The 22,062-nt window shown below is 68.8% G+C and carries 23 protein-coding genes; 17 read left to right on the top strand and 6 right to left on the bottom strand.

Features of this window, described 5'->3' with window-relative positions:
* Positions 1-523 precede the first annotated feature (523 nt).
* From AB0B45_RS31150 to AB0B45_RS31135, 4 genes are all read left to right on the top strand, one after another.
* On the top strand, positions 524-2,002 hold the full coding sequence (locus tag AB0B45_RS31150; protein ID WP_358137820.1) for an MDR family MFS transporter: 1,479 nt from the start codon (positions 524-526) through the stop codon (positions 2,000-2,002).
* Between the two features lie 140 nt (positions 2,003-2,142).
* The gene (locus AB0B45_RS31145) at positions 2,143-2,316 is read left to right on the top strand and encodes a hypothetical protein (protein WP_358137818.1); all 174 of its coding nucleotides are present in this window, start codon (positions 2,143-2,145) and stop codon (positions 2,314-2,316) included.
* Between the two features lie 79 nt (positions 2,317-2,395).
* The gene (locus tag AB0B45_RS31140) at positions 2,396-3,238 is read left to right on the top strand and encodes a lytic polysaccharide monooxygenase (RefSeq protein ID WP_358137816.1); all 843 of its coding nucleotides are present in this window, start codon (positions 2,396-2,398) and stop codon (positions 3,236-3,238) included.
* A complete protein-coding gene (locus tag AB0B45_RS31135) occupies positions 3,229-3,744 on the top strand; it encodes a DUF305 domain-containing protein (RefSeq protein WP_358137813.1) in 516 nt (171 codons plus the stop codon). Before AB0B45_RS31140 ends, AB0B45_RS31135 begins: the two co-directional genes overlap by 10 nt.
* A gap of 167 nt (positions 3,745-3,911) precedes the next feature.
* Here the strand turns inward: AB0B45_RS31135 and AB0B45_RS31130 are convergent, their stop codons facing one another.
* Positions 3,912-5,012, bottom strand: a complete 1,101-nt coding sequence (locus tag AB0B45_RS31130) for an alpha/beta hydrolase (RefSeq protein WP_358137810.1) — start codon at positions 5,010-5,012, stop codon at positions 3,912-3,914.
* A 38-nt stretch (positions 5,013-5,050) separates the two neighbouring features.
* Here AB0B45_RS31130 and AB0B45_RS31125 point away from each other — a divergent pair, with 38 nt between their 5' ends.
* From AB0B45_RS31125 to AB0B45_RS31100, 6 genes are read left to right on the top strand one after another with little or no spacing between them, the layout of a single operon-like run.
* Positions 5,051-5,728, top strand: coding sequence for an FCD domain-containing protein (locus AB0B45_RS31125; protein WP_358137807.1), 678 nt, complete (start codon positions 5,051-5,053; stop codon positions 5,726-5,728).
* 15 nt (positions 5,729-5,743) lie between these two features.
* Entirely contained in the window at positions 5,744-6,973 is a 1,230-nt protein-coding gene (locus AB0B45_RS31120; protein ID WP_358137804.1) for an ABC transporter substrate-binding protein, read from the top strand.
* Entirely contained in the window at positions 6,970-7,815 is an 846-nt protein-coding gene (locus tag AB0B45_RS31115; RefSeq protein WP_358137802.1) for a sugar ABC transporter permease, read from the top strand. Before AB0B45_RS31120 ends, AB0B45_RS31115 begins: the two co-directional genes overlap by 4 nt.
* Complete coding sequence (locus AB0B45_RS31110) at positions 7,812-8,624, top strand: carbohydrate ABC transporter permease (RefSeq protein ID WP_358137799.1); 813 nt, start codon at positions 7,812-7,814, stop codon at positions 8,622-8,624. The genes AB0B45_RS31115 and AB0B45_RS31110 overlap by 4 nt, the downstream gene beginning before the upstream one ends.
* Positions 8,621-11,575 (top strand): glycoside hydrolase family 38 C-terminal domain-containing protein, encoded by a 2,955-nt coding sequence (locus AB0B45_RS31105; protein ID WP_358137797.1) that lies wholly within the window; start codon positions 8,621-8,623, stop codon positions 11,573-11,575. The genes AB0B45_RS31110 and AB0B45_RS31105 overlap by 4 nt, the downstream gene beginning before the upstream one ends.
* Positions 11,562-12,782: an enolase C-terminal domain-like protein gene (locus AB0B45_RS31100; protein ID WP_358137794.1), complete on the top strand. Its 1,221-nt coding sequence runs from the start codon at positions 11,562-11,564 to the stop codon at positions 12,780-12,782. The genes AB0B45_RS31105 and AB0B45_RS31100 overlap by 14 nt, the downstream gene beginning before the upstream one ends.
* 2 nt (positions 12,783-12,784) lie before the next feature.
* On the opposite strand, the gene AB0B45_RS31095 is transcribed toward AB0B45_RS31100, so the two are convergent.
* On the bottom strand, positions 12,785-13,597 hold the full coding sequence (locus tag AB0B45_RS31095; protein WP_358137791.1) for an alpha/beta hydrolase: 813 nt from the start codon (positions 13,595-13,597) through the stop codon (positions 12,785-12,787).
* Positions 13,598-13,653: 56 nt separating this feature from the next.
* Here AB0B45_RS31095 and AB0B45_RS31090 point away from each other — a divergent pair, with 56 nt between their 5' ends.
* Entirely contained in the window at positions 13,654-14,103 is a 450-nt protein-coding gene (locus tag AB0B45_RS31090) for a MarR family transcriptional regulator (RefSeq protein ID WP_358137789.1), read from the top strand.
* A gap of 36 nt (positions 14,104-14,139) precedes the next feature.
* Here the strand turns inward: AB0B45_RS31090 and AB0B45_RS31085 are convergent, their stop codons facing one another.
* Genes AB0B45_RS31085 through AB0B45_RS31075 form a run of 3 tightly spaced genes read right to left on the bottom strand, consistent with a single transcriptional unit; the run spans position 14,140 to position 16,951 of the window.
* Positions 14,140-14,904 carry an SDR family oxidoreductase gene (locus tag AB0B45_RS31085; RefSeq protein WP_358137786.1) on the bottom strand — a complete coding sequence of 255 codons (765 nt, stop codon included), beginning with the start codon at positions 14,902-14,904 and terminating at the stop codon, positions 14,140-14,142.
* Positions 14,901-15,851 carry a DUF4432 family protein gene (locus tag AB0B45_RS31080; protein WP_358137783.1) on the bottom strand — a complete coding sequence of 317 codons (951 nt, stop codon included), beginning with the start codon at positions 15,849-15,851 and terminating at the stop codon, positions 14,901-14,903. Before AB0B45_RS31080 ends, AB0B45_RS31085 begins: the two co-directional genes overlap by 4 nt.
* Positions 15,848-16,951 (bottom strand): DUF4185 domain-containing protein, encoded by a 1,104-nt coding sequence (locus AB0B45_RS31075; RefSeq protein ID WP_358137780.1) that lies wholly within the window; start codon positions 16,949-16,951, stop codon positions 15,848-15,850. The genes AB0B45_RS31080 and AB0B45_RS31075 overlap by 4 nt, the downstream gene beginning before the upstream one ends.
* Before the next feature lie 84 nt (positions 16,952-17,035).
* Between AB0B45_RS31075 and AB0B45_RS31070 the strand changes: the two genes are divergently transcribed.
* Positions 17,036-17,764, top strand: a complete 729-nt coding sequence (locus tag AB0B45_RS31070) for a hypothetical protein (RefSeq protein ID WP_358137778.1) — start codon at positions 17,036-17,038, stop codon at positions 17,762-17,764.
* A gap of 428 nt (positions 17,765-18,192) precedes the next feature.
* Here AB0B45_RS31070 and AB0B45_RS31065 read toward each other — a convergent pair whose 3' ends face one another.
* Positions 18,193-18,348: a hypothetical protein gene (locus tag AB0B45_RS31065; RefSeq protein ID WP_358137857.1), complete on the bottom strand. Its 156-nt coding sequence runs from the start codon at positions 18,346-18,348 to the stop codon at positions 18,193-18,195.
* Between AB0B45_RS31065 and AB0B45_RS31060 the strand changes: the two genes are divergently transcribed.
* The 5 genes from AB0B45_RS31060 (at position 18,326) to AB0B45_RS31040 (ending at position 21,974) form a co-directional block, all read left to right on the top strand.
* Complete coding sequence (locus tag AB0B45_RS31060; protein WP_358137776.1) at positions 18,326-18,547, top strand: PIN domain-containing protein; 222 nt, start codon at positions 18,326-18,328, stop codon at positions 18,545-18,547. The two genes, AB0B45_RS31065 and AB0B45_RS31060, sit on opposite strands and share 23 nt — an antisense overlap.
* A gap of 178 nt (positions 18,548-18,725) precedes the next feature.
* Positions 18,726-18,950: a hypothetical protein gene (locus tag AB0B45_RS31055; protein ID WP_358137773.1), complete on the top strand. Its 225-nt coding sequence runs from the start codon at positions 18,726-18,728 to the stop codon at positions 18,948-18,950.
* Positions 18,947-19,372, top strand: a complete 426-nt coding sequence (locus AB0B45_RS31050; RefSeq protein WP_358137770.1) for a PIN domain-containing protein — start codon at positions 18,947-18,949, stop codon at positions 19,370-19,372. Before AB0B45_RS31055 ends, AB0B45_RS31050 begins: the two co-directional genes overlap by 4 nt.
* 99 nt (positions 19,373-19,471) lie before the next feature.
* Complete coding sequence (locus AB0B45_RS31045; RefSeq protein WP_358137767.1) at positions 19,472-21,082, top strand: ATP-binding cassette domain-containing protein; 1,611 nt, start codon at positions 19,472-19,474, stop codon at positions 21,080-21,082.
* 94 nt (positions 21,083-21,176) lie between these two features.
* Positions 21,177-21,974 (top strand): hypothetical protein, encoded by a 798-nt coding sequence (locus tag AB0B45_RS31040; protein WP_358137765.1) that lies wholly within the window; start codon positions 21,177-21,179, stop codon positions 21,972-21,974.
* The last annotated feature ends 88 nt before the right edge of the window (positions 21,975-22,062 follow it).

Genomic DNA, 22,062 nt, shown 5'->3' with positions numbered 1-22,062 from the left:
CCCACCGCCCAGTGTTCCAGCCTGGCCGGCTGGGCCCGGTACGGCTGCTGCCGTTCACACTCGCGTTTCTGCCGGGGGCTGAATCCACAGAACCGGGGGCTGTCCCGTAACGGCACTCGAGAGGCAAGCCCAGCGGCATCGCCGCACGTATCGTCGCTGGCAGAGGATGCGCCGATGCAGGCGGGGTCTGCCTAGCCGAGGCCGGAGTGCGAGCTGGTCACCCCGGATCGATAACCGTTCCCGGTTTGGTGTTCGCTACCGTGGGGGCCCACCCTCTGGGCATGTGGTGTGCGAGGTGTTCACCCAGTCCCTGGAGCGAAACAGGCCCACGACCTGGACATCGTCGTTCGCCGCCGACGAAAACCGGGTGACATCGCAGCTCGCTTGCCGCAGTGTGGGGCGCGGTCGATGAGTTTTTGTCGGTGGCGTCCGTCAGGCTTGCATGACCACGCCTGCTTGAGAGACCGAAGGCTGGGGCGCCAGCCACGACCACGTTATGCCCGCCAACCCCGATTGAGGTGCCGTGTCCAGCCCACTGCTCGACTCACCTGCCAAATCCGCGGCCACAGCTTCAGGCCGCACCCCGGCCGTGATCCGGCTGCTGGTGCTCGCCACATTCGTGGTCATCCTCAACGAGACGATCATGATCAACGCGATCCCTCGGCTGATGGGCGCGCTGCACATCACCGAGCAGACCGCGCAGTGGCTCTCGACCGCCTTCATGCTGACCATGGCCGCGGTCATCCCGATCACCGGGTGGTTCCTGCAGCGGGTGTCCACCCGCCGCGCATACACCACCGCGATGAGCTTGTTCCTGCTCGGCACGGCGTTGGCCGCCATCGCGCCGTCGTTCGAGGTGCTGCTGGGCGCCCGCATCATCCAGGCGTCCGGGACGGCCGTGATGATGCCGCTGCTGATGACCACGCTGATGCAGGTGGTGCCCGAGTCGGACCGGGGCCGGGTGATGGGCAACGTCACGCTGGCCATCTCGGTCGCTCCCGCAATGGGTCCGGCGATCTCGGGGGTCATCCTCCAATTCGGGTCCTGGCGGCTGCTGTTCGCCGTGGTGTTCCCCATCGCCGCCGTGATCGCATGGCGGGGCCTGAAGCAGCTCAAGAACGTCGGAGAGCCCCAGTTCAGCACCATCGACTGGTTGAGCGTGGTGACCGCCGCCGCCGGCTTCGGCGGCCTGGTCTACGGGCTCAGCCGGTTCGAGGGCGGTGACGCCCGCGTCGCCGCCGCGTTCGTGGCGGCCGGCCTGGTCGCCATCGCCGTCTTCGTCGTCCGCCAGCTCCGGTTGCAGAAGCGCGGCGTCCCGCTGATGGACCTGCGTACCTTGCGCCACCGCACCTACACGGTCGCACTGATCCTGATGTCGGTGTCCTTCATGGCGATGCTCGGCTCGATGATCTTGCTGCCGCTGTACCTGCAGAACGTCCGCGAGCTCAGCGCCCTGCAGACCGGGCTCCTCGTGATGCCGGGCGGCCTCGCGATGGGGCTGCTCGGTCCGACCGTCGGCCGCCTGTTCGACCGGTTCGGCGGCCGGGTTCTGGTCATCCCCGGCGCGATCGGGATCATGCTCGCGCTCGTCGGCTTCACTCAGGTCACGATGACCATGCCGTTCTGGCAGCTTCTCGGTCTGCACGCGCTGCTGATGGTGAGTCTGGCCGCGACCTTCACCCCCGTGTTCACTCTCGGGCTCGGAGCGGTTCCCCCACCGCTCTACTCCCACGGCAGCTCGATCCTGAGCACGCTGCAGCAGGTCGCCGCGGCCTTCGGCACCGCGCTCGTGATCACCGTGATGAGCGCGCGATCCGATTCCCTGAAATCCGCGGGAGTCCCCGAGGCGCTCGCCAACCTCGACGGCATGCGGCTGGCCTTCATCATCGGCGCGGTGCTGTCCGTGGCGGTGGTCGTCACCGCCCTGCTCCTGCCGGCCCGGGCGGACAACGCCGGCGAGCTCGAGGGAACCGGTCAGGTCGACCTGACTCCTCACGAGTGAGTCGCGGTCGCCGCACGGGGTACGGCCGAGCCGTGCCTCAGGCCGCGCTTTCTTGGCGTGCTCTTCCTTGATCCAGCCGGCAGAGGGTGCCGGTCGGCTCGGTCCGCGATCGGGGCGAGGAGGTCAGCGACCTTCTCGCCATGCCGGACCACGCCTTCCCCGTTGCGGGGCCGGCGCTCGGCCGGCCGGCGGGTGAGACTGTGATCAGCCCGCGGCTGCGGTTGCTCGGGGGCGATTTACCCAGGCATGAGGTGCTGACGGATGTGGAGCGGTTCAATGCCGAGCGGGCGCTCTCCTATCTGAAACGTGGCTGACAGGGGCCCTTGCGCGCGCACCCTCGCAGAGTTAATCCTTAGGAAGGTTTCCTGTTAGTTAACACCCCCAGGAGCTTCCGTGAACAAGAAGACCGCCGCCTTAGCCGCAGGAACAGCCGCACTCGTCCTCCTCCCCGCAGGCGCCGCCAACGCCCACGGCACGATGTCCAACCCGCCGAGCCGCGTCTACGTCTGTAAGAACGAAGGCCCCGAAGCGCCCAAGTCGGCCGCCTGCAAGGCCGCCGTCGCCGCCGCGGGAACCCAGGCGTTCTATGACTGGAACGAGGTCTCCCTGCTCGAAGCGGGAGGCCAGCACCGCGAGATCATTCCCGACGGGAAGCTGTGCAGCGCGGCACGCGACAAGTACAGGGGACTCGATCTGCAGCGCGCCGACTGGCCCGCCACCTCGGTACGGCCGGGCAGCTTCACGCTCACGTACCACGCCACGGCGCCGCACGCCAACAGCAACTTTGAGTTCTACATCACCCGTGACGGGTGGAACCCGACCATGCCCCTGAAGTGGTTGGACCTCGTGCACATCAAGACGTTCAACAACCAGAACCCCACGACGTTCACCAACTGGACGATCAACCTGCCGCAGCGTTCGGGGCGGCACATCCTCTACTCGATCTGGCAGCGCGTCGTCGGCAGCAACGAGGCCTTCTACACCTGCTCGGACGTCGACTTCGGCGGAGGCGGCGGCACCCCGACCCCCACTCCCACGCCGACCCCGACGCCCACTCCCACGCCGACGCCCACGCCGACCTCGACAGTCCCCGCGGGCACCTGGCAGGCTGGCAAGGCCTACAAGGGAGGTGACCGCGTGACCTACGCCGGTCTGTCCTACGAGTGCCTGCAGCCGCACACGGCCATCGCCGGCTGGGAGCCGCCCAACGTCCCTGCGCTGTGGAAGTGCGTCTGATCGCAGCCCTCGCCGCGGTCCTGCTCCTCGGAGCGGGCTGCGGCGAGCAGCCGCGGGAGCAGGTCAACGCCGACGACGTGATGTTCCTGCAGATGATGATCCCGCACCACAAGCAGGGCATCGAGATCGTACGGCTGGCGGGCGGCAAGGCCACCACCGCCGAGATGAAGACCCTCGCGGCGGCGATCGAGAGCACCCAGGCGGTCGAGGTCAACACGATGACCAAGTGGCTGACCGAGTGGGACCAGCCGCTGACCGCCCCCTCGGACGCCCATGCGGGGCACGGCGGCCTGCCGGAGACCGACAGGGAGCGGATCGCCGCGGTCAAGAACGAGAGTGACCTGGTGAACCTGCTGATCGCGCACCAGGACGACGCGATCCAGATGGCCAGGGTGGAGGTCTACAACGGGTTGAACCCCAAGGTGAAGGAGTGGGCAGGGCAGGTCGAGCGGTCGCGCGAGGCGCAGATCGACCAGATGCTCACCTTCCTCGACCCCAACCCCTAGGGCGGGCGGGGGCGAGGGCTTGAGGGATCTCTGCCGGGCGGCGGGTGCTGGTGGCGTGTGCGGCGCGGCGGGCTGGTGGAGGGCGAAGACCTGAAGGATCTCTGCGGGCTGGTGCCGGTTGAGTGTGCGAGGGATCGGATCCCTGAGGGGTGGGGGCGGCTCGAGGGTCAGGGGTGGGGGGTGACGAAGGCGGTCAGGGCCTTCTCGTAGGCGGTGGGGGAGACGTTCCAGGAGCCCGTGTGCCCAGCCCCCGATGTCCTGAAAAATCGGGTGATGTCGGGTCGAAGGCGGGCGAACTCCACCGCAGGCCCCACCGGCACCGTCTGATCAGCTGTGTCGACGAACAGCAGCACGGGCACCCTGAAATCCCCGGCATGCGCCACGTGGTCCAACTCCTCGAACGACAGCCCGGTCCGCCGCTCGACCACGAACATCCCCACCGAAGCCAGCCACGACGGCACCCCCTTCTGCCGAGCCCCCAGCTCGATCGGGGCCCGCCAGTCCATGACGGGGCTGTCGAGGATGAGCCCCTTGATCGGCTCGTCCGGCAGCATCCGCGCCGCCATCGGCACGATCGCGCCGCCCATCGACCACCCGTACAGGTAGACCCCGGTCGCACCTGAGGAACGCGCGTACGCGATCGCGGCCGCGACCTCCTTCCATTCCGTGGCTCCGAGGTGGAGCTTGCCGTCCTGGCTCGCGGGCGCGCCCTCGTCGTTGCGGTAGGTGATGCTCAGCACCGGCATCCCCAGCCTGTGGAAGAGCGGGAGCACCCGCAGCGCCTCGGCGGGGTGCGCGTTGCGTCCGTGGACGGCGATCACCCAGGTCCTGCCGTTCCCCTCGGTCCGCCAGGCGGGGAAGTCGCCCAACTCCGATCTGATCCGGACCGCCCTGTACGGCACGCCGACCGCCGACCGCGGATCCTCGTGCCCCCACATCCACCTGTCCAGGTAGGCGTGGACGCCGGGCCCGAGCGTGCCCCGCCGTACGGCATCGACCTTGCGGGTGACGGTGCCGGGCCCGCGCGCGACCACGTCGCCGAGGATCGCGTTGCCGGAGGCCCAGGTCAGCCCGTAGCTGCCGGGGGCGTCGGTGTCGCCGCCGCCTCGGAGGGTCACCTGGGAGCCGTCGTAGGAGACCACCTCCAGCGGATACGAATCGCCGTGGGAGGGGTCGATGACCATGCCGGAGTAGTACCAGCCCGCGCCCCCGACACCGGCCGCGGCGAGCAGCGCTAAAACCGCGGCCACCCAGGCGATTCTCTTCATGACGTGAAAATACAGCAGATAAGTGATCTAATCATTAGATGATGGTTGTCCGGCCTTCCCTCTCCGGCGTACTCACCGAGCAGGTACTCGGCCTGATCGCTGAGAGCGGGCTGCAGCCGGGCGACCGGCTCCCCACCACGCGTGAGCTGGCGCAGCGGTTCGCCGTGACCACGCCCACGCTGCGCGAAGCGCTCCGCCGCCTGGAGGCGACGGGCGCGATCGAGATGCGGCACGGCTCAGGCCTCTATGTCGGCGCGGACATCGAGCGAGTCGTGCTGCCCAACCCCAACATGCGCACGATGCCGGGCGGGCAGCTGCTCGACCTGCTCGACGCGCGCATCCTCATCGAACCGCCGCTGGCAGGGATGGCGGCGGGGCGGCCAGGCGTGCAGGAGCTACGTGAGGTGCTCGGCCAGGCGGCCACGCACCTGCGCGGCGACGACGCCGAGCTGCACGAGGCGAACATGACCTTCCACAGGGTGGCGGCCAGGCTGGCGGGCAACAGCGTGCTCGGCGAGGTCGTCGACTCGCTGCTGCGCGTGCACGCCTCCGAGCAGCAGGAGATCCTGCGGCTCTTCGACGACCGGCGCCGTGACTACGACGAGCACCTGGCGATCCTCGAGGCCATCGAGGCAGGTGACGCCGGGTCGGCGGAGGAGCTCATGCGCGCCCACCTGATTGACGTGAAAACGGTGATCCAGCACAGGCTCGTGTAGAACAGGAGGCCGGTCATGATCCGGCGAACCCCCATCCTGATGACCGCCTTCCTCCTTCTGGCCGCGTGTGGGAGCACTCCCGCCCGCCAGGCCAAGACGGAGCTGACCCTCTACAACGACAAGGGCGCGTGGAGCTCGTACTTCACCGAGATGGGCGCCCTGTCCAAGCAGCAGATCGGCCTGAGCATGAAGCCGGTCGGCTACACCGACGAACCGACCTACCAGGCGTTCATCAAGGCCTCGTTCCGCACCAACGTCAAGCCCGACCTCTTCACGTGGCAGACAGGGGGGCTGCTGAAGGAGATCGTGGGCCAGAAGCAGGTGGCGGACACCAGCGCCATCTGGCAGGAAGCGATCAAGAACGGCGACCTGTCGAAGGACGTGGCCACCTACTACACCGTGGACGGCAAGCAGTACTGCGTGCCGCTGAACGTCGCCTACTGGGGGATGTTCTACAACAAGAAGATCTTCGACGAGCACGGCCTGAAGCCCCCCACCACCTGGGACGAGCTCGTCACCGTCGCCGAGACCCTCAAGAAGGCCAACATCAAGGCCTTCTACCACACCTCGGTCCTGTTCTCCTTCGTCTGGTTCGAGCAGCTCCTTGCCGGGACCGACCCCGACCTCTACGACCGGCTGTCGACGGGGAAGGCGAAGTACACCGACCCCGGAGTGGTCCAGGTGATGGAGAAGTGGAAGTCGCTCATCGACGCGGGGTACTTCAGCCACCCGGGTGACAAGACAGATCCGGCCGACGCGTTGAAGAACGAGAAGGTCGCCATGGTGTCGTTCGGCACCTGGTTCAACACGAGCATGACCCAGCGCAACCTGGACGCCGGGTTCTTCCCCATCCCCAACGTCAACGCCTCGCTGCCCAAGACCTCGATGATCTTCGAGAGCGGGCCGCTCTGCTCGCTGGCCAAGGCGCCCGACCCCGAGGCGAGCATGAAGTACCTCAAGTGGTGGACGGGCACCCAGGCGCAGGAGAAGTGGTCGACCGCCCGGGGCGACGTCAGCGCCAACCCCAGGGTGACCATCAAGAGCGAGGTACTCGGGCAGGTCACCAAGGACGCGGGCAGCGGGAAGTACCGCCTGGTCAACCGCTACTTCGAGGCGACGCCGCCGCCGATCCTGACGGCCGCGCTCGACGGGTTCGGGCTGTTCGTGACCAAGCCGGACACCTACCGGCAGGTGCTGGAGGACATCCAGAAGAAGGCGGACGAGTACTGGAGCACGCACCAGTGAGAGGAAGAACGGCGCCGCTGCTCGGCAGGTTCCGCGCGGGATACGTCTCCCCCGCGGTCCTGCTGGTGGCGGGCCTGCTGTACGCGCCCTTCGTCTGGACGGCCTACCTCAGCCTCACCCGCTACGACGGTCTGGCCCCGCCTGAGTGGGTGGGCTTCGCGAACTTCGTCAAGCTGCTCGACGACCCCGCGCTGCTCACCGCGACCCGCAACACGCTGCTGTGGGTCGTGGGGACGATGGTGCTCCCCGTCGGACTCGGCCTGCTGGTGGCGGTGCTGTCGTACGACATCAAGGGCGGCGCGTGGTTCCGCGTGCCGTTCATGCTGCCCTACGCGCTGAGCGGGGCCGGGCTCGGACTGGTGTGGAGCCCGATCCTGTCCCATGACGGCATCGCCAACAACCTGCTCGGCGTGGACACCGCCTTCCTGCAGGACGCGCCGCAGAACACGATCGCCATGCTGCTGGTCTGGACGTGGCAGCAGCTCGGCGTCAACACGCTGCTGTTCGCGGTCGGGCTGCAGTCGATACCCAAGGAGCCGATCGAGGCGGCGCGGCTCGACGGGGCGTCGGGATGGCGGCTGTTCCGGCACGTCATCTGGCCGCTGTTGGCGCCGCTCACGGCCGTGGTCGTGGGCCTGGCGCTGGTGGCGAGCCTGAAGAGCTTCGACATCGTGTGGGTGATGACGCAGGGCGGTCCAGGGCGCAGCTCGGAGACGCTGGCCGTCACGATGTACCGCGACACGTTCGTGGCCAGCGAATACGGGTACGGCTCAGCCGTCGCCGTCGTGCTGACGGTCGTCACGGGCCTCGCCTCTTACCTGTATCTGCGGAGGCGCGCATGATCAGGCGGTTCGTCCTCGTCGTGCTGGGACTGATCTGGCTCGGCCCCACGTACCTGCTGCTCGTCAACGCCGCGCGGCCCGCCGACACCTACGACCCCTCGCGGGCCTGGGTCCCCTCGCCCGACTTCGCGCTGATCGAGAACTTCTTCCGGGCATGGGACGCGGCCGATCTCTCGCAGAGCCTGGCCAGCACCGCCCTCTACAGCGTCGTCTCCCCGGCGATCGGCGTGCTGATCGGCGCGCTGGCCGGGTACACGATCGTGGTGCTGCGGCTGCGCCACGGCTTCTTCTGGTTCATGGTCATCTTCGGCGGCACGGTCTTCCCGTCCCAGATGCTGCTCGTCCCGCTCTTCGTCGGCTACAGCGACGCGGGGCTGTACGACACGCGCCTTGGGATGATCATCGTGTACACGGCGATCAGCGTGCCGCTGTCGGCCTTCGTGCTGCGCAACTTCTTCACCGGAGTGGCCTTCTCGATCTTCGAGGCGGCCAGGATGGACGGCGCGTCCACCCTGCGCATCTTCTTCCGCGTCTACCTGCCGCTGGCCGTCAGCGCGCTGGCCGCCGTCTTCATCCTCAACTTCACCTTCATCTGGAACGACCTGCTCTTCGGGCTGACGCTGTCGCAGACCGCCGAGGTCCGGCCGGTGATGACCGCGCTGGCCGGGCTGCTGACCGACGTCTACGCGGGTACGCCCGTGCCTGTCGGCCTGGCGGCGGGGCTGGTCGTGTCACTGCCCACGGTGGTGCTGTTCGTGGCCACCCAGCGGATGTTCGCCCGTGGACTCGCCCTTGGAGGTCTGTCATGACGAGTCGGCTGCTGCAGCCGAGCCTTGGTTCCCCCGACTACGACGGCATACGGCAGGCGTTGCGCGAGGACACCTCGACTCCGGTGATCTCCGTCAGGGGCCTGGAGGCGAGGGCCTCGGTGCTGCCTTTGATCACCCATGACGGCCGTCAGGCGGTCAGGGTGTCGGTGACCGGCCTGGTGCCCGCGTACCTGGAACACGTCCTGGTCGGGGTGGACAGGGCCGAGGGCGCCGACGTGACGCTGCTCGTGCCCGAGGTGTCGCAGCCGCAGGACTTCACGCTGGAGTTGCGCGACGGTGAAGGGTTGATCGGCGAGGCGGTGATCACCGTCATGCCGCAGCGCCACTGGGACGTCTTCGTCGTCCACCACTCCCATCTCGACATCGGCTACACCGATCCGCAGGGCACCGTGCTGCGCCACCACCTCGACTATCTGGACGCGGCGCTGCGGCTGACCGAGGAGAGCGCGGACTGGCCCGACGACGCGAAGTTCCGGTGGACCGTGGAGTCGTCGATGCCCGCGTTGCGCTGGCTCGAGCTGCGGCCCCGCGACCTGGTGGAGGCGTTCAAGGAGCGGGTGCGCGAGGGGCTGATCGAGGTGACCGCGCTGCCGTTCCAGCTGCACACCGAGGCCTGTTCGACCGAGGAGCTCTACCGGCAGCTGCGCTTCACCGAGGAGCTGCCCGCCCGTTCGGCGATGCACACCGACGTGCCCGGCGCGGTCGTCGGGCTGGTCGACGCGCTGAACTCGGTGGGGGTGCGCTACCTCGCGGCGGCGCACAACTGGGCGGGGCGGTCGGTGCCGTACCTGCACGGCGGGGACAAGCTGACCAGGCCGTTCAGGTGGCGGGCGCCCAGCGGGAACGAGCTGCTGGTCTGGTTCACCGACACGCCGCACGGCATGGCCTACATGGAGGGCAACACGGTCGGTCTCGCCGACTCCTTCGAGCTGGCCGACGACCTGCTGCCGCGCTACCTGTGCGCGCTGGCGGGCAGGGGCTATCCGTACGGCCCCGGCACGTTCGGCTGGCAGGGGCCGGACGCGGAGCGGGAGCCGTACGCGCTGGACGCGCTGCACCTGCGGGTGCAGGGGGCGCACGCGGACAACGCGGGGCCCTCGATCGTGCCCGCCTCGATCGTGCGCGAGTGGAACGCCAAGTGGGCCTATCCCCGTCTGCGCTCGGCGATCAACAGCGACTTCTTCGCGCACGTCGAGGAGCGCTACCACGACCGCCTGGCCGTACACGAGGGCGACTGGACCGACTGGTGGGCCGACGGGCTCGGTTCGGGCGCGCGCCCGCTCGGCTACGTCCGCAGGGCGCAGAGCGCGCTGCGCGCCGCCGAGACGCTGCACACGCTGGCCGGCGCGGACGCGACCGAGCCGATCAACCTGGCCTACGACAAGGTGGCGCTGTTCAACGAGCACACCTGGGGCGCGGCCAACCCGTGGGAGGACGCCGAGGAGGCGGGCGACTCGGGCGGGCTGCAGTGGACGCGCAAGTCGGCCGGCGCCTACGACGCGCAGGACGACTCCGCCGACCTGCTGCAGGCGGGCATGCGCAGGTTCGGCCGGCGCTTCGGCGGCACGGGCTTCGTCGTCGTCAACCCCGGCACGCAGCGGCGCACGGACGTGGTGCGGGCCTTCCTGCCGCGTGACGTGGTGCCGCTGGATGAGCCGATCTCGCTGGTGGACGAGCGGACGGGCGAGCGGGTCCCGCACCACGAGGAGGTCGTGCACCCCGTCGACTGGCCCACGCGGCCCATCGGCCGCCACGTCAGCGCGGTCATCCGCGACCTTCCCGGGTACGGCTACGCGTTCGTGTCGATCAGGCCCGGCGAGGCCGTCACGACCAGCGACATCGAGGAGACGATCGAGAACGAGTTCTACCGCGTCGTCTACGACGTCAAGGAGGGCTACATCCGCTCGATCTTCGACAAGGCGGCGGGCAGGGACCTGGTCAACGCCGACGCCGCCGCGGGGTTCGGGCAGTACGTCTACGACCGCTACGCCACCGCGCCCCACTTCAACCACATGTCGGGGCACGTCGGCGCGCACGACAGGACCCTGCTCGGCGACCGGGCGATCGGCCGCCACGCCGCGGTCGTCAAGGCCGAACGGACCGCCATCGGCGAGAAGCTGGTCGTGGAGCTGCAGGCCAAGGGCGTCGACTGGGTGCGCACGACGATCGAGCTCTACGACGGGGTGCCCAGGGTCGACCTGACCTACCAGCTGGCCAAGCAGGGCACTCCCGCCAAGGAGGCGGTCTTCCTGGCCTTCCCGTTCGCCTGCGCGGGGCCGCCCACGGCGTGGGAGCTCACCGGAGGGGTGGGCGGCGGCCCCAGCGTGCCAGGCTCGGCCGCCTACATGCTGCCGATCAGGCACTGGATCGCCTTCGACGACCCCGAGCTCTCGGTGGCGTGGGCGACGCTCGAAGCGCCGCTGGTGCAGCTCGGCACCATCCACATGCCCTACGCGCCCTTCCCCGCCACGCTCGACGAGGAGCCTGGGACGATCTACTCCTGGGCGCTCAACAACATCTGGGACACCAACTTCCCCACCCAGCAGCAGGGGGAGACGACCTTCCGCTACGCGGTCACCTCCTCCTCGACCATGAAGAGCAGGGTGCTCGGCCCGCTGGCGGCCTCCGGGATCACCGATCCCTTTCTCGGCATCCTCGCGACGGGGACCGCCGAACCCAGCAAGGAGGGCGTCTTCGCGACCGTGGACCACCCCGAGGTCCAGATCACCTCGCTCGGCCGTACGAACGAGGGGATCGTCGTGCGGCTCCAGTCGCTGGCCGCTACCGAGGTGGAGGTCACGGTCGGGCTGCGCGGGCTGCGGTCCGCCGTGGTCGGCGGGACGCCGCTGGAGGTCCACGAGGAACAGGTCAAGGTACGGCTGCCCGCCTGCGGGGTGGCCGCCGTTTGGGGGGCTTGTGAAGATCGTTGACATCAGGGCCACCACGGTGGCCGTCCCGCTCGAAGCGCCGCTGCGGCACAGCAACGGCGCCCACTGGGGCAGATTCGTCAGGACCATCGTCGAGGTCGAGACGGACAACGGCCTGGTGGGGCTCGGCGAGATGGGCGGCGGGGGAGAGGGCGCCTCCGCCGCGTTCCGCGGGCTGCTCGACTACCTGGCGGGCCACGACCCCTTCCAGCTCGAAGCGCTCCGCTTCAAGATCGCCAATCCGACGGCCTCGCTGTACAACAACCGGACCCAGTTGCTGGCCGCGCTGGAGTTCGCCTGCCTCGACCTGATCGGGCAGCACCTCGGCGTGCCCGTGCACGACCTGCTCGGCGGGAAGATCAGGGAGTCGGTGCCGTTCGCCTCCTATCTCTTCTTCCGCTACCAGAGCGAAGGGGCGGCCGAGGTGCGCACGCCCGACCAGCTCGTCGAGCACGCGAGGGCGCTGAAGCGGGTGCACGGCTTCACCGTCCACAAGCTCAAGGGCGGGGTGTTCCCGCCCGACTACGAGCTGGAGTGCTACAAGGCGCTGGCCGCCGCCTTCCCCGGCGACCGGCTGCGCTTCGACCCGAACGCGGTGCTGTCCATGGCCGAGGGGCTGCGCTTCGGCAGGGCGATCGAGGACCTCGACAACGACTACCTGGAGGATCCGGTCCTCGGGCTCGAAGGGCTGCGGCTGATCCGCGAGCGGGTCAACGTGCCTCTCGCGACGAACACCGTCGTGGTGAACTTCGAGCAGCTGGCCGCCAACGTGCTGCGGAGGGGCGCCGACGTCGTGCTGCTCGACACCACCTTCTGGGGCGGCATCAGGCCGTGCGTCAAGGCGGCGGCGGTGTGCGAGACGTTCCAGCTCGGCGTGGCCGTGCACTCCTCGGGCGAGCTGGGCATCCAGCTGGCGACCATGCTCCACCTGGGCGCCGTGTTGCCCAACCTCACCTACGCGGCCGACGCCCACTACCACCATCTCGTCGACGACGTCATCACAGGAGGGAAGTTGGCCTACAGGGACGGGCGCATCGCCGTACCGGACGGGCCCGGTCTCGGAGTGCGCCTGGACAGGGAGCGGCTGGAGCGCTACGCCGAGCTCTACAGGGAGCTGGGCGGATACCCGTACGACCGCGATCCCGGCAGGCCAGGCTGGTACGCCCAGGTGCCCAACGAGCGTTTCGCCGACCCCGAGGCGGGGCCCTGAGCTCAGCCGAGCAGCCGCCTGATCCCGTCCGCGTACGCCCGCGGATGGGTCAGGTTGCCGTTGTGGCCGCCGGGTAGTTCCTCCAGCTCGGCGCCGACCAGTCCGGCCAGTTCCACGGCGCACAGGTAGTCGAACACCCCCCGAGGCGTCGTACGGCCGGCGACGGGGACGATCCGCGTTGAGGTCGCCCGCACCGCCTCGGGGTCGAGCATGTCCTCCCTGATCGCGGTGAGGTCGTGGCGCAGGAAGAACGCGAAGTTGGCGACCCGCTGTGGCGTCATGGGGAACGCGGAGAGCCCAGGCTCCTTGTCGGTGCTGTGAGGGTCGATGCCGAGGATCTCGGCCACCTGCTTGATCGCGGGTGCCAGCCCCTCGCGCTCGAAGACCTCCTGCACCTCGGCCAGCTCCCGCACGTGGAGCTCCCTCGCGGCGTCGGGCAGCAGCCAGGGCGCGACGGGTTCGTGCGCGATGAGCGTGTGCAGCAGCCCCGGGTACCTGGCGGCCACGTGGAGCCCGAGCGCGGCGCCGAAGCTGCAGCCGAGCATGGCCGCGGGCTCGTCGGTCACCTCCGCGAGGAGCCTGCGCACGTCGTCGGCGTGGACCGCCATGGTGACCGCGGGGTCGTCGAGCGTGCTGCGCGAGAGCCCCCTGCGGTCGTAGGTGACGACGGTGAAGTCGGCCACCAGGCGGTCGGCCAAATCCTTGCCCCTGTCGGCGTCGCCTTCGCCGCTCTGCCCGAGCAGCAGCACGGGCCCTTGGCCCCTGACCTCGTAGTAGATCTCCGCGCCCGGCACCCGCATCGTGTGGTTCGTCATGAGTCTCACCATAAAGCATCAAACCTGATGCATCAAGCCTGATGTAATATGGAGACATGGATGGAGTGGAGCTGTTCCTGCTGGGCCGCACGCTGATGAAGATCGGCGAGGAGAGCATGCCGACCGAAGGGATCGGCCCCCGGACCACGAGCGTGCGCACGGTGCTGATCGTCGTCAGCGACCTGCGCGCCCACCCCGAGACCACGGTCGGCGAGGTCGCGGCCCGCACGGGGCTGCCGCAGAGCGCGGTGTCGGCGGCCGTCGCCAGGCTGAAGGAGGCGGGCTCGATCGTGACCGAACCCGATCCCGCCGACCGGCGGCGTCAGGTGATCAAGCACGCCCCCGAGCTGTCCGCCAGGGTGGCGGAGGTGCGATCCGCGCCGATCGAGGGCCCGCTCGCCACGGCGCTGGGCACCACGGACCCCGACGAGATCGGCGAGGTGATCGCGCTTCTGGACAAGCTCGCCCACCGGCTGACGCCCGGCTCGGTGGCGAGGCTGCGGTGAGGGCAGGCAGGCGGTGACGTCAGTCGGGCGCCGAGATCAGTCGGGCAGGGCGGCGGGGTTGCGGGCGAGCAGGCCGCCGTCGACGCGGTGCTCGGCGCCGGTGATGAACGACGAGCGCGGTCCGGCGAGGAAGGCGACCAGTTCGGCCACCTCCTCGGGCTTGGCCACCCTGCCCAGCGGGTGGGCGCGGCCCCACTGCTCGATCTGCTCCTCCTGCGACATCGGCCCCCGCCACAGGTCGGCGGCCCAGCGCAGCATCGGCGTGTCCACCGAGCCGGGGCAGACGACGTTCACCCTGATCCCGTCGGGAGCGTGGTCGAGCGCCATCGCCCTGGTCAGGCCGTTCAGCGCGGCCTTGCTGGCGGTGTAGGCGGCCACCTGCGCCTGGGAGGCGAAGGCCTGCACGGACGACATGACGACGATCGACCCGCCGCCGCGCCTGCGCAGCGCGGGCACGGCCGCCTTGCACGTCAGGAACACGCCCTTGAGGTTGATGTCGAGCACCTCGTCCCACACCTCGACGGGCGTGTCCTCCACGGTGCCGTAGCGCTGAACGCCCGCGCAGGTCGCCACGATGTCGAGCCCGCCGTACCTGGTCTCGGCCAGGTCCACCAGGTCGCGCATCCGCCCGGCGTCGCGCACGTCCGCCACGACGCCCGTGACGCGCTCGCCCTCGAAGGGCGCCTCCATCCCGCAGTAGACGACGGACGCGCCGGCCGAGGCCAGCCGGTCGACGACCGCCTTCCCGATGCCCAGCGACCCGCCCGTCACCAGGGCCACCTTGCCGTCGAACTCGCTCATGTGATCACCTCTGCCCGCAACCGCGCGGTTCTCGACTCGCCGGGCCCGAGGAGCATCGCGGTCCCGTTGTCCACAGCGGTGGACAGGCCGTCGGTCGGCATGCTGGAGAACGGCTCGAGCCCGAGCACGTACGCCCTGCCCCACCACGGCCAGTCCTTCGACGCGCCGACCTCCTGCCACAGCCACAGGTACGGCATGACGTCCGCGTCCCACTCCACCCGCACCCCGATGTCGGCGAGCACCTCGTACCAGCCGTCGTCGAAGCCCGTCAGATAGACGATCTCACTCGGCGCGCCCTCGGGCGGCGCCACGAACAGCTCCGCCGCCCGTCGCCCGAGCGGGTCGATGGAGGAGGCGTGCGGGATCACCGTCACCCCCTCGGGCACCCTGATCCGCGCGCCCGGCCGCAGGAACGGCCTGCCGTAGACGAGATGGTGGCCCCACATCGCGTGCAGCGCCACCCCCGCCTCGTTCGTCACCCGCCCCTCGACCTCTAGCGCGGCCGTTCCCGAGGCGATCCTGAAGACCTTCTCCACCCGGTACGGCAGGCGCCGCGTGCGCACCGCCAGCCGTACCGCCACCTCGTCGGGCGAGTCGGACAGCACCTCGACCGACCACGGCAGCCCGGCGACCTCCCCGTGCTGGGCCAGCCGCGCGCCCCGGTAGACGCTGGGCGCGCCGCCGTTGGGGAACACCTCCTGCCAGCCGCCCTCGTAGTGGTCGAGGAACGCGCCCACGTCATCGGCCGCCTGCTGCGGGAGCGGCCTGCGCAGCCCCTGCGGCGAGAGCCACACCAGGTCGGTGTCGGTCGGCTTGTGCAGGAACTCCACGACGTCGCCGCCCTTGTCGGCCAGCACGGTCACCCGCAGCCGCTCGTTCTCAAGGACGAGCGCGCGCATGCCCTCGATCGTGATCTCCCGCAGCCTGGCGGCCCAGTTGCGCGTCACCCGAACGTCAGGTCCAGGAATCGCGGCCGGTAGATCGTCACATCGCGGTAGTGGTCGGTGTTGACGAAGCTGTTGACGTTGTAGGAGACCACGAGCCCTGGCCCGGCGACCTCGGGGTGCGCGTGGGCGTTGTAGGTGAAGATGTTCCCGCCGGTCTCGGGGGTGGTGTACACGGTGGTCTTGTTCCCGAACGGCCCGTACGGCGTGCAGGCGGTGTAGGCGACGATCCTGGAGCTCAGGACCTCCGTCGTGTCATGCGTGATCAGGACGTACCCGCTCCCGACGCGGCTGACCGAGTACTCGTTGGCCACCCCCTCCATCACGCGGGCGGAGTCGGCCTGGTTCCTCGACCAGGTGCCGTCTGCCTTCAGGTACTCCCACGTGCCGAGCAGGCTGCTGCCCCTGACCCTGGCGAGATGCATGTACTTGGGCGAGCCCAGGTCCTCCACCCCGTAGACGTAGGTGAAGCGGGCGTCCCTGTGGATGCCGGACGCCCACGCCACCTTGTGGTCCGAGGGCAGGTCGTGCACGCTGATCGGCCGGTCGAGCCGCCCGGGGGCGAAGCGGGCGACCACGTTGCGGTGCCAGCGCCAGTCCCATGGACCGGTGCCGTACCGCTCGTACTCCTGGTAGGTCACCTCGACGACGCCGCCGGCGAGGGTGGCGTCGCCCGCCCAGTACCAGTGGTCCTTGTCGCGGGGCGGCATCACGGCCTTGGGGTCTTCGGGGGTGCCGCCGTAGATCGTCGACAGCCTGCCGCTCTTCTCCACGGCGAAGGTGTTGTTGAGGAAGACGGTCGTACCGCCCTCCTCCCTGACCGGCGGCCTGGAGCCGTCGGGATTGACCTGGCCGAGGAAGGTGTCGGAGAACACCCACAGCTCCTTGCCGTCAGGGAGCCTGACGGAGTAGGTGCCGTCGGCGCCCGTCCAGTCGTCGAGCCGGCCGTTGTCGTTGCCGTACGCGGTGAAGAGGGAGGTCAGCCTGGCGTCGGTGCCCGCGCCCTGGAAGGTGGGCAGGTCGCAGGTCGTCGCGAGTGCTGCTGCGGGGGTGCTGGTCAGAGTGGTGAGGACGAGGACGAGGGAGAGCAGGAGTCGCCGCATCACAGGCCCCTATCGGCTGGGGGATGTCCTCATAGTTCTAGTCATCAGATCACTTATTGTCCAGGAGTTCTGGTAAAACGGCTTATGCCGTTAGCCCTGGCCGCGATCTTCCTGTCCGCCGCCCCCGTGTTGATCGGGCCGTTCCTCGTCGTGCAGGTTGGGTGGTTCGCCTACGTCCCCATGCCGGAGCCCCCGGTCTGGGAGTCGATCGCGTGGGAAGCGCTGTCGTGGCTGGAACGGGTGCTGCCCGCCCTCCTCGCGGCCCTGGCGATCGGGCGACCTCGATGGCTCGGCCCCCTCGGCGCCCCCGTGACCGCCGTGGCGCTGGCACTGGAGATCCTTACACCGGTCCTGGGGACATCGGGCGCTCTCAACTGGCCGACGATCGCCTGCCACGCGGCGGCGCTGGCGGCCCTGGTGGTGCTGTGGCGACGGCCCCTCGTCACCCAGCCGCCCGGACTCGCGGCCATTGCCGCCTGGGCGGTCGCCTACCTCGCCGTGCTGTGGCCGCCGCTCGCGAACCTCTACCCCGCGATCCCGCCCAGTGGCATCCTCGCTGCCCCCGGTGACGGCATCATTCTGGAGCTCACCTGGCGAAACATCCTGATCGAGACGGGCTTCTTCTGGGCCGCCGTGCTCCCGGTGATGGTGGCCGCGTGCCACTTCACCGGCCGCCGCGTGGCCGGCGTGCTCTCGGGGCTCGTGCTGCTGGTGCCCGCGGTCCTGTGCGGGCTTTCGTGGGGGGCGCTGCCGTACCTGGTGGCGGCGGCCCTGGTCCCGCTCGGCCAACTCCGCTCCGGACAGCCCCGGTAAGTGCCGCCACTGATGGCGCCGGCCCTCGAGAAGAGGCGGGAGGACGGCTGCCGGGCCGTACGTCACCGCCAGGAGGTCCGTGAGTGGTTTCGCGACGATGGTGTCCATGTCGGCGCGGATGAGACGCAGGTTGCCATGCCGTCTCTCAACGGTCAGCCCGGCGCCGGAGAGCCGATCCGCCTCGCGGCTCACTGTCGACTGCGACGCGCCCACGTGCGTGGCGAGGTCGGTCGTGGAGTATCCGCTCTCCGGATGGAGGTACAGCCAGGCGAGCATCTCGCCAACAGTGTTGGATCGTAGCAGGGGCAGCAGCGCCGGCGGGGTTGCCCTCATAGATATCATGCAAGATTCGCAAGTTCGCTACGTTGGGTGACAGGGTCGACACATAGGCTCCGGCTTACCGTCGCGTCGATCTTGTCGAAAGCGCCTCACCGGCTGTGCCGTACTCGGCGGAAATCGGGATGCCCGGACGCATCGAAGTCGCGGGCGTCTTGGGGAAGAAGGGGCTTCTCGCCGATCGCCTGACGGCTGAGGAGTTCGTCGCGGCCGTTCGGGTCATTGATGAGTTCGGGGTTCGCGTCCACCAAGGTCGACGTAGACAGGCTCGAGAGAGCCGCCGCTCTGGCGGTGCGGCTCACCCTCCGCATGTATGACGCGATCTTCGCCCAACTGGCGCTCGACAGAGCTATTCCGTTGCTCACAACCGATGCCAAGCTCTGCCACGCGGTCGAGGGAGTCGTGAAGACCGAACTTCTCCGAGGTGTGGTCGATCGCAGGAGCTGAAAATCGGATGCCCACCCGCGATTCGCCCCTGTAGCCTGCGCGAGGACTCAGGAGGAAATCGTCATTGGACACGTCGAGGTAGGACCCCACGTGCAAGCTATGACCCTCATGAAACTCCTGCCATCGATAAGGTCGTTCTTCTCCTGGCCGTGGACATGCGGCACGTACACTCAGACACATGACCGCCGCTCCGGATTATGAAGACATGCACCGGCTGGTCGACGAGCTGACGCCGGACCAGTTGCGGGTCGCGCACGCTCAGGTTCTGAGCATGGTCCGGTCTCAGATGGAAGCCGATGAGAATGATCTTCCCTTGTGGTTCGGTCGCTACCGGGCGGGTCGCACGGATGCCGCTCGGGCAACGGAAGAAATCCTTCGCGAGGGGTACGGGCAGGAGCGTTGATCGTTGTCGATACCGGTCCCATTGTTGCGGCCGCCTTTGGCGACGACAATGATCATGAGCGTTGCGTCGCCGAGTTCGCACGGCTGAGAAAGGCGCGCTCTCCCCTGTTCGTGCCGAGCTTCGTAGCCGGTGAAGTGTGTTACATGCTCGCCAAGCTTGGCGGGCCAGAGGCAGAAGCAGATTTTCTGCGTTCTCTGGAGTCGGGCTGGTTCACCCAGATCGATCTGACCCGGGGAGACCTGGCGCGGATTGCGACGCTTGTGGAGCGGTATCCCAACCTGCCACTCGGCGCCGCGGATGCTTCGGTCGTGGCTGTGGCGGAGCGCTTCCACATCGCAGCCGTGCTCACCCTCGACACGAGGGATTTCTCCGTGGTTCGTCCATCACACGTGCCGGCGCTCACGCTTCTGCCTGGTTTCTGAGGTCGTGTAGCGAGCAGCGCTGCCGTCCCGCTGGATATTCGGATGCCGAACCCTGAAACCGGCAGATACCCTGCGCGAGGACCTCAGGAGGGAATCGCCATGGGACACGTCGAGGTAGGACACCTCACCTACGTCCTGCCCGACGGGCGGCCGCTGCTCAACGACGTGTCCTTCCGGATCGGCGAGGGCGTCAAGGCCGCGCTCGTCGGGCCGAACGGCGCGGGCAAGACCACGCTGATGCGCCTGATCGCCGGCGATCTGCAGCCGGTCGAGGGCAGCGTGGCCGGCTCGGGAGGGCTGGGCGTGATGCGCCAGTTCATCGGCAGCATCCGCGACGGCAGCACGGTGCACGACCTGCTGCTCAGCGTCGCCCCTCCCGCGGTACGGCAGGCGGCGGACAAGCTCGACAAGGCCGAGCTGGCGATGATGGAGCGCGACGACGAGAAGACCCAGATGCGCTACGCCCAGGCGATCACGGACTACACCGACGCCGGGGGCTACGAGATCGAGGTGCTCTGGGACACCTGCACGATCGCGGCGCTCGGCGTGCCGTACGACAGGGTGAAGTATCGGGAGACGTCCACGCTGTCGGGCGGCGAGCAGAAGCGGCTGGTCCTGGAGGCGCTGCTGCGCGGGCCCGACCAGACGCTGCTGCTGGACGAGCCGGACAACTACCTCGACGTGCCCGGCAAGATCTGGCTGGAGCAGCAGCTCAAGGAGACGCCCAAGACCGTGGTGCTGGTCAGCCACGACCGGCGGCTGCTGGCGAACTCCGCCGACCGCATCGTCACCGTCGAGTCAGGAAACATCTGGATCCATGGTGGCGGGTTCGGCACCTACGCCGAGGCTCGCAGAGCCCGCAACGAGCGCCTCGACGAGCTGCGCAAGCGGTGGGACGAAGAGCACGCCAAGCTCAAGGCCCTGGTCAACATGCTCAAGAACAAGGCCAGGTACAACGACGGCATGGCGCCCGCCTACCACGCGGCGCAGACGCGGCTGCGCAGGTTCGAGGAGGCGGGGCCGCCCGAGTCGGCGCCGGGCGACCAGAAGATCAACATGCGCCTGCGCGGTGGCCGCACGGGCAAGCGCGCGGTGATCTGCGAGAGCCTGGAGCTGACCGGGCTGATGAAGCCGTTCGACCTGGAGGTCTGGTACGGCGAGCGCGTCGCCGTCCTCGGCTCGAACGGATCGGGAAAGTCGCATTTCCTCCGCCTGCTCGCCGAGGACAAGGTCAGGCACACGGGCGTGGCCAGGCTCGGCGCGCGCGTCGTCCCCGGTCACTTCGCGCAGACGCACGCCCGCCCCGAGCTGCACGGCCGCACGCCGTGCGAGATCGTCATGACGGAGCACGCCAGGCTCAAGAACGAGGCCATGAAGATCCTGGCCCGCTACGAGCTCGCCGGGCTCATCGCCGACCAGCGCTTCGAGACGCTGTCGGGAGGGCAGCAGGCGCGGTTGCAAATCCTGCTGCTCGAACTGTCGGGCGCGACGCTGCTGCTGCTCGACGAGCCGACCGACAACCTCGACCTGGCCAGCGCCGAGGCGCTCCAGGACGGGCTGAACGCTTTCGACGGCACCGTGGTCGCGGTCACGCACGACCGCTGGTTCGCCGATGATTTCGATAGGTTTCTGGTGTTCGGCTCCGATGGAAATGTGTACGAATCGCCCGAGCCGGTATGGGACGAAACTCGCGTGGTCCGTCAGCGCTGACGTTATAGGGCGCTAGTGCGGGCACATTAAAGAGTTGGTACGGCAGGCGCGTGTCCGCGCTTGCCGTACCCATGAAACCGGTTATCACGGCACAGTGATCCCGCGTATCCGTACCATCGCCGCCCTTGCCCTGGTCCTCGTGACGGGTTGCTCCGCGGCGGAGAAGCCGCCCGTCCAGATGAAGCCGCTCGTTCTCAAGGAGCAGGCTTCGACGGTCGCCAAGAGTGCCGACGGGTACGTCGTGAACTGGGCGGGCGTACTGTCCAACAGCAACCCGTGGCACTTCGGCGAGCACGTCGTCGCGACCGTCGTCGGGCGCGACGCCAAGGGGGCCGAGGTGGTCCACATGGACCAGCCGCTCGACGCGGTGCCGCCCGCGGGGACGCTGGCGTTCACCGGGCAGGCGCTGGCCTCGGCCAAGCCGGTGAACGTGACGATCCAGTACCGCTCGACGCAGTGGCGGCAGGTGGCGCGTGTTCCGTCGTCACTGCGCAAGTTCCCCGTGACCAGGGTGCAGACCTTCAAGCAGAAGGACGGCACGTACCTGATCACCGGTGAGGTCGGCAATCCGTACGTGCTGCCCGCGAGCAGCCTCGTCGTCAGCGCGCTGCTGCGCGACAAGGCGGGCAAGCTGTTGGGCGGCGCGAGCACGTTCGTCGATGACGTGAAGCAGGGCAAGAATCCGCGCTTCATCCTGACCGTCGAGGGGCTGCCGACCTCGGCCCAGGTGGCGAAGACGGAGGTGGTGGCCAGGACCTGGGGTTCGACCGGGCGGCCTTACGAGGAGCTGGCGCTGGGCGGGGCGGTGCCCGTGCACACGGTCAAGCCGACCACCGCGCCGTTCGCGAAGGACAGGGGTCGCCAGGTGCTGCCGGGCGGGAGCAAGCCGTGAAGACTCCGTGACTGACCTCACGACGATGGCCCGCGGTTTTCCGCGGGCCATATTTTTGCGCCTTCGCTCAGGAAATTTCCGGATTGGT

It is taken from the genome of Nonomuraea sp. NPDC049152 (genome assembly GCF_040648355.1).
GTDB lineage: Bacteria > Actinomycetota > Actinomycetes > Streptosporangiales > Streptosporangiaceae > Nonomuraea.
The sequence above is the reverse complement of the archived record's forward strand: the minus strand, read 5'-3'. Positions and strand labels throughout refer to the sequence as shown.